This is a genomic window from Fusibacter ferrireducens (assembly GCF_015352425.1).
Taxonomy (GTDB): domain Bacteria; phylum Bacillota; class Clostridia; order Peptostreptococcales; family Acidaminobacteraceae; genus Fusibacter_A; species Fusibacter_A ferrireducens.
Genome location: NZ_JADKNH010000018.1, coordinates 76,236 through 89,659, shown reverse-complemented (window position 1 = coordinate 89,659; position 13,424 = coordinate 76,236). Strand labels below are relative to the sequence as shown.

11 protein-coding genes are annotated in these 13,424 nt (G+C 37.6%); 9 read left to right on the top strand and 2 right to left on the bottom strand.

Annotated features, from left to right (window positions below):
- Nucleotides 1-117 precede the first annotated feature (117 nt).
- The 4 genes from ISU02_RS21470 (at nt 118) to ISU02_RS21455 (ending at nt 2,134) form a co-directional block, all read left to right on the top strand.
- Nucleotides 118-423, top strand: coding sequence for a PTS sugar transporter subunit IIB (locus ISU02_RS21470; protein ID WP_194703904.1), 306 nt, complete (start codon nt 118-120; stop codon nt 421-423).
- A gap of 37 nt (nt 424-460) precedes the next feature.
- On the top strand, nt 461-1,165 hold the full coding sequence (locus ISU02_RS21465) for a carbohydrate deacetylase (RefSeq protein WP_194703903.1): 705 nt from the start codon (nt 461-463) through the stop codon (nt 1,163-1,165).
- Nucleotides 1,166-1,225: 60 nt separating this feature from the next.
- On the top strand, nt 1,226-1,543 hold the full coding sequence (locus ISU02_RS21460) for a PTS lactose/cellobiose transporter subunit IIA (protein ID WP_194703902.1): 318 nt from the start codon (nt 1,226-1,228) through the stop codon (nt 1,541-1,543).
- Between the two features lie 255 nt (nt 1,544-1,798).
- Nucleotides 1,799-2,134, top strand: coding sequence for a winged helix-turn-helix domain-containing protein (locus ISU02_RS21455; protein WP_194703901.1), 336 nt, complete (start codon nt 1,799-1,801; stop codon nt 2,132-2,134).
- A gap of 58 nt (nt 2,135-2,192) precedes the next feature.
- Here the strand turns inward: ISU02_RS21455 and ISU02_RS21450 are convergent, their stop codons facing one another.
- Nucleotides 2,193-2,924 carry a hypothetical protein gene (locus ISU02_RS21450; protein WP_194703900.1) on the bottom strand — a complete coding sequence of 244 codons (732 nt, stop codon included), beginning with the start codon at nt 2,922-2,924 and terminating at the stop codon, nt 2,193-2,195.
- Nucleotides 2,925-3,263: 339 nt separating this feature from the next.
- Between ISU02_RS21450 and ISU02_RS21445 the strand changes: the two genes are divergently transcribed.
- The 3 genes from ISU02_RS21445 (at nt 3,264) to ISU02_RS21435 (ending at nt 7,189) form a co-directional block, all read left to right on the top strand.
- Nucleotides 3,264-4,661, top strand: coding sequence for a sigma-54 interaction domain-containing protein (locus ISU02_RS21445; protein ID WP_194703899.1), 1,398 nt, complete (start codon nt 3,264-3,266; stop codon nt 4,659-4,661).
- A 184-nt stretch (nt 4,662-4,845) separates the two neighbouring features.
- Nucleotides 4,846-5,886, top strand: a complete 1,041-nt coding sequence (locus ISU02_RS21440) for a 3-oxoacyl-ACP synthase (RefSeq protein WP_228727914.1) — start codon at nt 4,846-4,848, stop codon at nt 5,884-5,886.
- Nucleotides 5,870-7,189, top strand: coding sequence for an acetyl-CoA hydrolase/transferase family protein (locus ISU02_RS21435; protein WP_194703898.1), 1,320 nt, complete (start codon nt 5,870-5,872; stop codon nt 7,187-7,189). The genes ISU02_RS21440 and ISU02_RS21435 overlap by 17 nt, the downstream gene beginning before the upstream one ends.
- 169 nt (nt 7,190-7,358) lie before the next feature.
- Here the strand turns inward: ISU02_RS21435 and ISU02_RS21430 are convergent, their stop codons facing one another.
- Nucleotides 7,359-8,561 carry an FprA family A-type flavoprotein gene (locus ISU02_RS21430; RefSeq protein WP_194703897.1) on the bottom strand — a complete coding sequence of 401 codons (1,203 nt, stop codon included), beginning with the start codon at nt 8,559-8,561 and terminating at the stop codon, nt 7,359-7,361.
- A 536-nt stretch (nt 8,562-9,097) separates the two neighbouring features.
- On the opposite strand from ISU02_RS21430, the gene nifJ reads away from it, so the two are divergent.
- Together nifJ and ISU02_RS21420 are read left to right on the top strand one after the other, a co-directional pair.
- Nucleotides 9,098-12,640 carry a pyruvate:ferredoxin (flavodoxin) oxidoreductase gene (gene nifJ / locus ISU02_RS21425; RefSeq protein ID WP_194703896.1) on the top strand — a complete coding sequence of 1,181 codons (3,543 nt, stop codon included), beginning with the start codon at nt 9,098-9,100 and terminating at the stop codon, nt 12,638-12,640.
- 258 nt (nt 12,641-12,898) lie between these two features.
- Nucleotides 12,899-13,381, top strand: coding sequence for a hypothetical protein (locus ISU02_RS21420; RefSeq protein WP_207736482.1), 483 nt, complete (start codon nt 12,899-12,901; stop codon nt 13,379-13,381).
- The last annotated feature ends 43 nt before the right edge of the window (nt 13,382-13,424 follow it).

Below are 13,424 nucleotides of genomic sequence, written 5' to 3'. Positions count from 1 at the left end.
CCGTGCTTTGTAGTGTAATCTTCTCCTTAGTCTAATAATATCAGAATGGTGAAAACCGCACACCATTTTTTCATTACTATTTGTGCCGCCAGCGGTAGCGGCGGAATGGAGGTTATTATGACAAAAATAGTATTACTTTGTGCGGCTGGTATGTCGACAAGTCTTTTGGTAACCAAGATGAAAGCTTATTCAGAAAAGCAGGGATACGATTACACGATTAGTGCTCACCCAATTTCTGAGGTCCAATCGAAGGCAGGGGATGCAAGTTGTATTCTGTTGGGACCTCAAGTTCGATTTGAACTTGAATCGATTCAGAAAAAGATGAGTGGCATTCCGGTTGAAGCTGTTGATATGATGGCATATGGCATGATGGATGGTGCAAAGGTGATTACTCAGGCACGAAAACTCATGGGTGAAGACTGATCACTAGAAGTGATAAGATAGCAATAAAGGAGGCACAATGCGACTTATTGTCAATGCAGATGATTTTGGATTTACTAAAAGCATCACCGACGGCATTTTGAAAGGACACGAGATTGGCATTATAACGTCAACCACAGCCATGTGCAATATGCCATATATTGCATATGGCTCAGCGCTTTTAAAAGATTATCCACAACTGGGTGTAGGTGTACACTTAAATGTGACAGTGGGTAAGCCCGTTACGAATTGTCCAAGTCTTACCGATGACATGGGTAATTTCTTAGATAAATCCTTACAGTTTAGCAATCGCTTGGTCTGGGAAGAACTTTACCGTGAATTTGAGGCCCAAATTGAGAGGTTCATAGATGTATTCGGTAAAATGCCAACGCATCTGGACAGTCATCATGGTGCACATGATAGAACAGAAGGCTGTGCAAAAGCGACAATGTCACTTGCAAAGAAGTACGAACTGCCAGTGAGAAGGTACAATCCCTATGTGTGGTTGACGGATTTCAATGTTACGACGGCAACGCCTGAAGCTTTGATTGAAATTTTGGAGAAACATCAGAATCTTCACCATGCTGAGATGATGGTACATCCTGGCTATTGTGACGAGGAACTCATGCAAAATAGTTCTTATAATACACAACGCGAGCTTGAGCTTGAAACGCTTTGCGATTCAAAAGTACTCAATTATGTGCGTTCAAATGGTATCATACTCTGCAACTATGGTGGAGAATAACCGAAATATCCAGTAGCATAGAAGTGGAATAATTTTACAGCGTTATTTGGAGGAAATTTTATGGAAATGACGATGGAACGCATTATCATGGAGTTAATTGTCAATGCGGGAAATGCAAGAAGCCTTGCTATGGAGGCAATAGGCTCTGCAAAAACAGGGGACTTTGTAAAGGCTGAAGAACAACTTAAAACGTCAGAGGAATGGTTGAATAAAGCACATGTATTTCAGACAGAGTTGATTCAAGCTGAGGCTGCTGGCACTAAGACTGAGCTGTCCATTCTATTGGTTCATGGGCAAGATCATTTTATGAATGCCATGACTGTGCAGAATCTTGCAAAAGAGTTTGTCAGTCTATACTGTAGGCTCGAAGACAAATAATAATAAGCGTACCAATGACAATAGCACATCATAAAACCTCCCAAGGGTTACTAGGCAACAAAATGTGCTCTGATGAAGGGCCACGGATATGATCAAAGATGATATCCGTGGTCCATTTTATATAGTCTAATTTTGAACTGAAAAAACAACAGAAGAGATTAAGTTTAGAATAAATTAAGAAATGTTTTAAAATCAGTTTATTTTTAAGGCGTATCATCAGAACAAGGAAAGCTTATCTAAGGGAGGATAGATAAAATGTGGGGTCATTTATCCGAAAAGCAATATCATGTGTTTAAACTTAAAAATGTTCATATTTATTGTGATGCTCAAAGTGTCGAGGTCTCTGGGCATGCAATATCGCTTACAAGGCTTGAATACCGATTCTTAGTCTATATGGTTGAAAATAAGAATAGGGCAATAAGTCGGGAAGAATTATTGAATGAAATATGGCAAATTGAACAACCTATAGAGACCCGTGCCACAGACGATACCGTCAAGCGCTTACACAAGAAGCTCAGAGCTGCTCATGCACAAATTGAAATAGAAACCATTCGAGGATTTGGATTTATAATAAAGAAAAACAGAGCTTAATGAAGAATAAGCTCTGTTTTTCTTTATTCATGAGACGATTAGAATCTTTTAAATCAAGTTATTCCGAAACATCAAGAAGTGAACTCATACGCGTGCTGGACGCGTTTAAATATTGATTAATCGCATAATTTTGAAGGAAGTTTGATGCGGATGTCGTAGTTGTATCCTCTTCATCCTCATCAGCAGCATATAATGCATCTAAAAGAGTTTGCAGTGTGCTCTTCTCTTCATCATCCTCTTCTACAGATGAAACGTCACCCGGACCACATGGTCCACCCAGCCTACCTGGTCCACCCGGACCACCTGGCCCACTTGGTCCACTTGGACCTCGAACCATTTGTTGAGCTTGTGACTGAATATCGGTAAGAATTTGTGTCAATTCATCTTCTGACAATGCTTCGATTTCTGATATGCTCGCATCCTCGCCAGATAATGCTGAATCAACAGAAGCTAAGAGCGCTTGTTTATCTTCAAGACTCATATTTTCTAAATCTGCTTCTGATACGGTATCCATAGTTGTCTTGATTATTTCTATTTTGTTGCTTTCGCTCTCACGCATACTGTTAATTCTTTGTTTCATCATCTGAACTTTGGGATCGTTTAACATATCGCTTTTAATGTTGTCGACACTTGATGACGAATCTGAATCTGATGAATAAGCAGCAACAGAAAAAAGGGAATTCGCAAGCGAAATTGACGAAGCATCATAGGCTTGCAATTCTGATGCAGTTTGGTTTTGCTTTTGCGTTTGGGGAATGTAGTATTGCTGGTTGGAACTAGAAATTCTCATATTGACCTCCTTATAATATTTGCCTGACGTTGAATACATCGGAAGATATCAGACAATAAATCAACGAATTTTTGAGGCAGTTCTGAGGCGATTTTTTAAGTGTTCTTTTCTATAGATGTAGACGATATGATCTCTAAACATGTTATACGGGAAATGTGAAGAGCATGTGAAAAAAATTATAGAAAAAAGTTTCGAAAATGGAGACATATGAAGAGAGAGAATTACTTGGTATCAAAATTGCGTGTACTTATAGTTAGACATAATCGTATCAAAGCGGTTCCAATTTATTTAGGATTCCGATATAATATGATTAAATGCTATAGGGATGGAAGTGAGATTATGAAACGTAATGAAAGTCCATTATTGGACGCTTATTTTGTTCAAAACATGCATCGTATTTTTGACCCAATACCTGTACCTATCATTTTGGTCAATAAGGAAACTGAAATTATGGTGATCAATGAAGATTTTGCTGAGTACTTAGGTCACACAAGAGATGAACTCATTGGCAAGAAAGTGAATCTCATAGATCCAAATACAAGATTTCCATATGTATTTAAATCTAAAAGACCTGAAATTGCTTATAAACACAAATTTTCCAATGGGCATACGGCATTGGTTCATCGCATTCCGGTACTGGATGATGATGGTGAAGTGCTTTATGGTTTTGGGATGGTTATATTTGATGACCTAAAAAATCTACAAGAAGTCCTTGAACGCAATAAATTGCTTGAAGGGAAACTTTCTATTTATCAAGAGGAATTAAAGAATATTCGAGGGGCTAAATATTCTTGGGATACAATTATTGGAAATTCGTTGGTAATGCAACGCGTCAAGGTAATGGCTTCCAAATCAGCTAAGACGGACTCTAATGTCTTAATAATGGGTGAGAGCGGTACTGGAAAAGAACTTTTTGCACATGCAATTCATAACGATTCTAAAAGATTTGATGGTCCTTTTGTCAAAATCAATTGTGCGGCAATTCCTAAGGATTTATTGGAATCTGAATTGTTTGGCTATGAAGAGGGCGCTTTCACTGGCGCAAAAAAACAAGGTAAGATTGGCAAATTCGAACTTGCCAATGGTGGAACGATTTTTCTCGACGAGATTGGAGATATGCCTCTGGACATGCAGGTCAAAATTTTAAGGGTCTTGCAGGAACGTGAAATAGAGAGAATTGGCAGCAATAAAACAATTCCTGTGGATTGTAGGATTATTGCGGCTACAAATCGAAATCTACTTGAACGCATTAGAGAAAATGAATTCAGGGAGGATCTCTATTACAGGCTTAATGTCATCAATATTGAGGTGCCGCCACTGAGAGAACGCAAAGAGGATATTGAACTTCTATCACTAAAACTCATGGAGAAGCTTTCTAATAGTTTGGGACACTATGTGAGTAATATTACAGTTGAAGCACTTGAATGTCTTAAGGCCTATAACTGGCCAGGAAACATTAGAGAGCTAGAGAATATCATTGAACGTGCTATCAATATGGTGGACAATGAAACCATTGAACTCTTTCATTTGCCACAATATATACTGGTTAAAAATCAAAATATTTATACTGAAATTCCTAAGATTCAAAATCTTAAGGAAGCAGTTGAAGAGGTTGAGAAGACAACGATTTCAAATTGTCTCATCGCAGTTCAGCACAATAAATTGAAAGCGGCAAAGCTTTTAGGAATCAGCCGGACGAGTTTATATGAAAAAATCGAAAAATATAAATTATTGTAATACAAAAATATATAGTTAATGCACATGAAAAGTGTTCAAATGTGTTGTTAAAAATTTGGACACTGTTCTTTTTTTGTACAGAAATGTGTACAAGCAAACAAGCTTTTTCTATAAAATCCTATGATTTAAATTGGCACAGGTTTTGCAGTTTATGTTAGATGACAAAACTAATTAGGAGGAATCTATGTCAATGAGAACAGTAGGTATAGTAGGCACAGGTATTTATATCCCAGAAACTTTTATGACTGCAAGAGAAATATCAGAACTGACAAATGGTACATGGACTGAAGATGCCGTTATTCATAAATTGGGATTTACGAAGAAGCCAGTTCCTGGACTAGAAGATGGTACACAAGAAATGGGCGTAAAAGCAGCGCTTGATTGTCTAAAGAGAACTGGAATAGATCCACTGGAGATTGATGTTATTTTATGCATGGGTGAAGAATGGAAGGAATATCCATTAACGACGTCTGCTATATATATACAAGAGAAGATCGGTGCAACAAATGCGTGGGGAATTGATATTCAAAACAGGTGTTGTACCACTGTGACTGCTATGAAAATAGCAAAAGATATGTTGGTAGCAGATGAAAATATCCAGACGATCATGATCTGTGGTGGCTATAGAAATGGAGACTTTGTAGATTATAGCGATAAAAATATGAGTATGATGTTCAATCTAGGTGCAGGTGCAGGCGCAATCATATTAAAAGCGGATTACCCTAGAAACGTGCTTTTAGAGTCTCATATTATGTCAGATGGCAGTATGGCAAGAGATGCGGGTGTTGAAATCGGTGGTACGATTAATCCCATTACAGATAAAAACTATAAAGAAGCCTATAAGTCTCTTAGATTGTTGGATGCAGAACACATGAAAAACAGGCTCAACGATGTCTCCATGAAGAATTGGATGAATTGCATCGATCAAGCATTTTCAAAATCGAAAGTGGATAAAAAAGAGCTAGATTACTTAGCAGTACTTCATTTTAAAGCTTCCATGCATAAACATATGCTAGAGTTGTTAGGATTAAATGAGAATCAGTCGATTTATCTTAGTGAATATGGTCATATTGGTCAAGTGGATCAGATTCTATCATTACATCTTGCAATTGAGTCAGGAAAGTTGCATCAAGGGTCCGTTATTTCGATGATTGCGGCTGGAATTGGTTATGCATGGGCTGCTAATGTAATCATTTGGGGGGAGAGGAGTGAAGAGATTGCATAATTATCAGGAAAAAATTATCACTGTGGAAGAAGCGCTTTCAAAAATAAAATCTGGTGATCATATTGTATCCGGACTTGCGGGTGCAGAACCTCAGTTGATGCTTTCAAAGCTTCATGAAATCCATGATCACGTGAGCGACGTGCATGTTATGACTTGCTTGCCAATGGGACTTTATGATTTTTACAGTTCACCGGAATACAAATCGTCTTTTCTAATGGAAGGTTGGTTTTACAGTGGCCCCATGAGAAAATATCACAATCACAAAAACATTACTTTTATACCAAATCATCTACATTTTGCTGCAAAAAAAAGAATTGATTTTCAAAAACCGAACATTTATATTGGGAATTGTTCTTGGATCGATGAGCATGGCTATGTGTCTCTTGGACTCAGCGCTGTATACGAAGTGGAGATGATTAAAGCCGCAGATTTGGTCATTTTAGAAATGAACCCAAATGTGCCTAGAACTTTTGGAGATACAACACTTCATATTTCACAGGTGGATTATATCATTGAGGCGGATTATAAAATGCCAGAATTGCCAGCGGTTGATATTAATGAAAAAGATAAGATCATTGGCAAGCTGATTGCTGATCTCATAGAAGATGGCTCCACAATTCAACTCGGAATAGGTGGCATCCCAAATGCAGTTGCAGATGCACTTAAAACCAAAAAGCACTTAGGCATTCATACAGAAATGTTCACAGACGGTATGGTAGATTTGTTTGAATCCGGTGCAATTGACAACACGCAAAAGGCCATTCATAAGGGCAAAATGACAGCGGCTTTTGCCCTTGGCAGTGAGAAACTTTACAAATTTATCAACAACAACCCAGCTGTTGAAATTATAGATGGTGCTTATGTCAATGATCCGCATGTCATTGGACAAAACTCTAAAATGATCTCTATAAACACTTCTATAGAAGTAGATCTCACGGGTCAGTGTTGTTCTGAATCTATAGGGACAAAACAAATTAGTGGTACAGGCGGACAAGCAGATACTGCAATTGGTGCACAAAATAGTAAAGATGGTAAATCCTTTATTGCCTTATATGCAACGACAACTGTAAAAGATCCTGAAACGGGAAACCCTGTGGAAAAATCAAAAATTGTACCGATCTTGTCACCAGGAGCCATCGTTTCACTTTCTAGAAATGATGTGGACTACGTTGTGACGGAATATGGTGTGGCTTCGCTCAGAGGGACATCCATCAGAGAGCGTGTGAAACGATTGATTGAGATTGCACATCCGGATTTTAGAGATTGGTTGAGAGAAGAGGCTGAAAAGTATAAAATTTGGTAATATTAAAGTGCGTATGATTCTAATAGTTGTGACGCCCATGGTTAGATTAAATCCATTGAACTAGATTAAGCAAAAGACGGATTGTCGATAGGGACAATCCGTCTTTTTAATATTGAAGCAACAGAACAATTTAAAAATTTTAATTTAGGGCACTATTTTGGAAAAACTGTTATTCTGGATAATCTGTTTTTAAGCGTGCAGCAATTTCTTTGCCCAGTTCTTGTAAAGCTTTAAACTCAGCCTCTTTAGGAGAGTAGGTAGCTTCAATGGACTGGCCGATTTTTTCCCAGCCTATTTCTTCAACAAAGGCATCTATCCCGGACACACCGCCACCTGACCATGATTTGTTGCCAAAGACAGAAACATATCGATCTTTTAATCCAGAATTTCTGAATTTTTCAAGGACAGTCGCCACAGAAGAGAACACTTTGGTGTTATAAGCGCATGAACCGATAACAACAGATTTATATTTCCAAACGTCACTTAAAATATAAGAAGTGTGTGTCTTTGAAGCATCAAAGACTTTAACGTTTTTGATGCCTTGTTCAGCGATGATACGTGCGAGATAATCGGCCATTTTAGCAGTGTTACCATACATAGAGCCGTAAATGATCACCACGCCTTCTTCGGCTTCAAAGCGACTCCACTTGTCATAAAGAGAAATGATTTCACCAGGATTGGTTCTCCAAACTGGACCATGTGTTGGTGCAACGATTTGAATATCAAGGCTGCCCACTTTTTTAAGTGCGCGTTGTACCATGGGGCTGTACTTAGCAACGATATTGGAATAATAGCGTCTGGTTTCATCTTCATAAAACTCATAATTGATTTCATCGTCAAAGATACCGCCATCAAGAGAGCCAAAGCCACCAAAGGCATCCATTGAAAATAATACTTTAGATGTTTCGTCATAAGTCATCATGGTTTCTGGCCAATGCACCATCGGCGTCAAATGGAAGGTTAACTTGTGATGTCCGAGTTCTAAAGAATCGCCATCGCCGACTTCATAGAAATTTTTAGTAATCCCATAAAACCCTTCAATAAAAGGAAACGTTTTTTTATTGCCGACAATTTTCATTTCAGGATATGTGCTCAAAAGTGCAAGCATAGAACCTGAATGGTCAGGCTCCATATGGTTGACAATCAGATAATCTACAGGTTTATCACCTATGATTTCTTTTATCTTTTCAAGATACTCAGTGGTTTTGTTGAATTTAACCGTATCTAGGATTGCAACTTTATCATCATTAATGATGTAAGAGTTATATGCAACGCCTTTTTCAAGTGGCCAATAATTTTCAAAGAGTGTCGTTTCACGATCGTTTACACCGATCCAGTGAATCTTATCTTTAATGTTTAATCTACATTCCATAGTTTCACCTCGTAATTTAATTTGGTTGATTAGACTTATCAGTTCTATTGTATAATAAGTTCTAAAGTCAGACATTATATTATATGTTGCTTCTATTATAAAATAAAAATTGAAAAAGATCACCCCTTTAATTGTGATTACTTTGTCAAAAATAAGGCGAAAATGTGGATATAGAAAAATAGTCAAAAAAACTCATAAAAAAGAAACACTTGAAGATTGTATACAAAATACAAAGGTGGTATAATTGTGTTATAGTATATTTGTGTAAAACGGTCAAGAAGCACTTAAATGAGTCAGAGGATGAACTCGAAATATCCGAGCGATATTGTAGGGATAATTTGTGTAAGTTTTTAAGTGATTTACCTTATTTTATAAGGTTTACATTGAATCAAAACTTTTATATAATGATCTTGTACAATTTGATAATTGGTTCACAAAACCTCATATAAGTGGATGCTCTTATGAATTGACAGTTATGTATTTTGTATACTATACTGTTTTTGTAATCAATATGGATTAAAGGAGGCTATTTTTCAATGGGTAAAAAAGTTATGAAAACCATGGATGGTAACACAGCTGCTGCGTGGGTATCCTATGCATTTACTGATGTTGCTGCAATCTACCCGATCACTCCATCTTCAAACATGGCTGAGTTTGTAGATGAATGGGCGGCAAATGGAAAGAAAAACATTTTTGGACAAAAAGTATTGGTATCTGAACTTCAATCTGAAGGTGGTGCTTCAGGTGCAGTTCACGGTTCCTTGCAAGCAGGTGCTTTAACGACTACGTTCACAGCATCTCAGGGACTATTATTAATGATTCCTAATATGTACAAAATTGCTGGTGAGTTATTGCCAGGCGTTTTTCATGTTAGTGCAAGAGCACTTGCATCTCATGCTTTATCAATTTTTGGAGATCATTCAGACGTTATGGCAGCAAGACAAACTGGTTTTGCAATGCTCGCTTCTGGATCGGTTCAAGAAGTAATGGATCTTGGTGGGGTTGCTCATTTAACTGCAATCAAGTCAAGAGTACCTTTCTTACATTTCTTTGATGGCTTCAGAACTTCACATGAAGTTCAAAAAATTGAAGTAATTGATTACGATGTATTTGATAAGTTAGTGGATCATGATGCGATTAAAGCTTTCAGAAAGAATGCATTAAGCCCTGAGCATCCAGTAACTAGAGGAACTGCACAAAACCCAGATATTTTCTTCCAAGCAAGAGAAGCATCTAACACATTCTACAATGCGGTTCCAGCAATTGTAGAAGGTTACATGAATGAAATCAGTAAAGCGACTGGTAGAGAATATAAATTATTTAACTACTATGGTGCACCAGATGCAGAAAGAATTATTGTTGCAATGGGATCTGTAGTGGAAGCTGCTGAAGAAACAATCGACTATTTAATGGCTAAAGGTGAAAAAGTTGGTATGATTAAAGTAAGACTTTATAGACCTTGGGCACCAAAATACTTCTTCGATGTTTTACCAGCATCTGTTAAGAAAATTGCAGTACTTGACAGAACAAAAGAGCCAGGTTCTGATGGAGAACCATTATATAAAGATATCAGAGCAATGTTCTACGATGTAGAAAATGCGCCTGTGATTGTGGGTGGTCGTTACGGTCTTGGTTCAAAAGATACAACACCATCACATATTAAAAGAGTATTTGATGAACTTAAAGAAGCAAAACCAGCAAACGATTTTACATTGGCGATTAAAGATGATGTCACTAATCTTTCTTTAGACGTGACTGAGGAAATCGTTGCTGAAACAGAAGGCACAATCAGATGTAAATTCTGGGGTCTTGGATCAGATGGTACTGTTGGCGCTAACAAAAGTGCGATCAAAATCATCGGAGATAAAACAGATCTTTATGCGCAAGGTTACTTCTCATATGATTCTAAAAAATCTGGTGGTATCACTGTATCGCATTTAAGATTTGGTAAAAACCCAATTAGATCCACTTATTTAATCAATGAAGCGGATTATGTGGCTTGTCATAATCAATCTTATGTATATCAATATGATTTATTAAAAGGCCTCAAAAAAGGTGGCGCTTTCGTTCTTAACTGTAAATGGAGTGTTGAAGAAGTCAATGCATTATTGCCAGCTGAAATGAAACGTTATATTGCTAAAAATGATATTGCCTTCTATACAATCAATGCAACTAGCCTTGCTGAAAATATTGGTTTAGGCAATAGAATCAACATGATCATGCAAGCGGCATTTTTCAAACTTGCTAAAGTAATCGATATTGATAAAGCAGTTGAGTACTTAAAAGAAGCTATTGAGAAATCGTATGGTAAAAAAGGTAAATCAATTGTTGAGCTTAACTACAAAGCAGTTGATGCAGGTATAGAAAACCTTGTTAAAATTAATGTGCCAGCAGATTGGGCTGACGCTAAAGAAGGCGTTGCTGTTGAAGCTAAAGGCGAACCTTCATTTATTCAAAATATCTTGAGACCGATCAATGCACAAAAAGGTGATGATCTACCTGTTAGCACATTTAAAGGCATTGAAGATGGTTCATTTGATCACGGTACTGCAGCTTACGAAAAACGTGGTATTGCAGTAAATGTACCAGAATGGCAAATCGACAACTGTATCCAATGTAACCAATGTTCTTATGTTTGTCCACATGCTGCAATCAGACCTTTCTTATTAACAGAAGAAGAAGTTGCTGCTGCGCCAAGCACATTAGAAACTAAGAAAGCTTTGGGTAAAGGTCTTGAAGGCTTGAGCTACAAAATTCAAGTTTCTCCATATGACTGTACAGGTTGTGGAAACTGTGCGGATGTTTGTCCTTCTAAAACAAAAGCATTAGTTATGAAACCAATTGAAACACAAGTTGAAGCACAATCTCCTAACTGGAATTATGTTGTAGGCTTGCCAGTTAAATCAGATAAAATGCCTCTTACAACTGTAAAAGGTTCTCAATTTGCACAGCCTCTATTCGAGTTCTCAGGCGCTTGTGCAGGTTGTGGTGAAACACCATATATGAAAGCTGTAACGCAATTATACGGTGATAGAATGATGATCGCTAATGCTACAGGTTGTTCTTCAATCTGGGGTGGATCAGCACCATCTACACCTTATACTAAAAATGCAGAAGGCAAAGGACCAGCTTGGGCGAACTCTTTATTCGAAGATAATGCTGAGTATGGTTATGGTATGGCAGTTGCTGTGAAAACGATTAGAAATGCAATGAAAGAAAACTTTGAAGCACTTGTCGAATTAGACACAATTGACGATGCAGTTAAAGCACCTTTCAAAGCATGGCTAGCGGGTATGGAAGATGTAGAAGCTTCAAAAGCTGCTGCAGCTGATATTTTAGCTGTTCTTGCAAATAATAATGTAACAGATGCTACTGCAAAAGCGGCATTACAATATGCAGCGGATAATTCAGATTACCTCGTTAAACGTTCTGTATGGATCGTCGGTGGTGATGGCTGGTCTTATGACATCGGTTACGGTGGACTTGATCATGTTCTTGCAAGCGGTGAAAACTTAAACGTTCTTGTATTTGATACAGAAGTTTACTCAAACACTGGTGGACAAGCGTCTAAATCAACTCCAGTTTCTGCAGTTGCTAAATTTGCGGCATCTGGTAAACGTGCTAAGAAAAAAGACTTAGGTATGATCGCAACAACTTACGGTTACATCTATGTTGCACAAGTATCTATGGGTGCGAATCAAGCACATTTCTTAAAAGTACTTCATGAAGCTGAAAGCTATGATGGCCCATCTCTAATCATCTGCTATGCACCATGTATCAACCATGGTATTAAGACAGGTATGGGTACAGCTCAAAGAAGAATGAAAGCTGCTGTAGATTCAGGATACTGGCATTTATGGAGATTTGATCCAAGAGTTAAAGAAGAGGGTAAAAATCCATTCTTCTTGGATTCCAAAGAACCAACTGAAAGCTTCCAAGATTTCATCTTAGCTGAAACAAGATATACTTCACTTAAAACACAATTCCCAGAAATCGCAGAAGAACTCTTTGCAACAGCTGAAAAGCAAGCTAAAGAACGTTACGAAGGATATGTGAGAATGGCGAAAATGGAGTATTAATCGACTCAGTTAAATTAATTAATCAATAGAACATTTAATATTAAAGGCGATCTCTTATTGGGGATCGCCTTTTTTGCTTGACACAAGAAACCCCCCACCTATATAACCACCTTTCAGGCTAAAGTCCTCGCTGGCGCTGTGGATCGCCTTACAGGTGATGATATATTTAATAATCCTATGTCTTTTCTTTTACATTCTTTAATCAACCTTAAATAGATTCGTGATATAATGAATTCAGTATTTGGAGGTGAATGTGCGATGAAAAATTTTATAAAAATGAAAACAAGGTTAAACTGTGATCTCTTCGAAGGTTATCGCTGTTTGACTCGAAAAGATAAAATGGAAAAATGGGGGGCTGTTTTTCGGGAAGATCACTTTGAAGTGGAAACTGCGAGTGGACTTTTATGCGCGGAACTGTCGCAATTAGGGGATTTGAATGAGAGCGTAGAGCCTGTTGTCTGGAGTGGTTCAATTGAAATAACGCCTATAAACTCGGATAGCTCTCAAAAATTTATACAGCCCTGTAAATTTGTTTTCTATCGCATGAATTGCATTCAGAAGACAGAATATTGTACAGAAATTCATCTGATTGTGGAGCCAGCTGGAGAGGTGATCCTGCCTGAATCGGTAATAAGAGAAATCGGTGAAGGCCTTTTAGATTTGATTCGCAAGAAATACAATAAGGATTGGATTATACTGGACTCAGATCTAAATGCTTCAATACTAAGGGGGTCATTTTAAGATTGACGTGAGGTCTTTTAAAAAGGTAAAATAGAGTTATAAA

What these genes read in the sequence shown, in the direction of transcription:
- ISU02_RS21470 (WP_194703904.1), top strand. Translation starts at nt 118, where the DNA reads ATGACAAAAATAGTATTACTTTGTGCGGCTGGTATGTCGACAAGTCTT.
- ISU02_RS21465 (WP_194703903.1), top strand. Translation starts at nt 461, where the DNA reads ATGCGACTTATTGTCAATGCAGATGATTTTGGATTTACTAAAAGCATC.
- ISU02_RS21460 (WP_194703902.1), top strand. Translation starts at nt 1,226, where the DNA reads ATGGAAATGACGATGGAACGCATTATCATGGAGTTAATTGTCAATGCG.
- ISU02_RS21455 (WP_194703901.1), top strand. Translation starts at nt 1,799, where the DNA reads ATGTGGGGTCATTTATCCGAAAAGCAATATCATGTGTTTAAACTTAAA.
- ISU02_RS21450 (WP_194703900.1), bottom strand. Translation starts at nt 2,924, where the DNA reads ATGAGAATTTCTAGTTCCAACCAGCAATACTACATTCCCCAAACGCAA.
- ISU02_RS21445 (WP_194703899.1), top strand. Translation starts at nt 3,264, where the DNA reads ATGAAACGTAATGAAAGTCCATTATTGGACGCTTATTTTGTTCAAAAC.
- ISU02_RS21440 (WP_228727914.1), top strand. Translation starts at nt 4,846, where the DNA reads ATGTCAATGAGAACAGTAGGTATAGTAGGCACAGGTATTTATATCCCA.
- ISU02_RS21430 (WP_194703897.1), bottom strand. Translation starts at nt 8,561, where the DNA reads ATGGAATGTAGATTAAACATTAAAGATAAGATTCACTGGATCGGTGTA.
- nifJ (WP_194703896.1), top strand. Translation starts at nt 9,098, where the DNA reads ATGGGTAAAAAAGTTATGAAAACCATGGATGGTAACACAGCTGCTGCG.
- ISU02_RS21420 (WP_207736482.1), top strand. Translation starts at nt 12,899, where the DNA reads ATGAAAAATTTTATAAAAATGAAAACAAGGTTAAACTGTGATCTCTTC.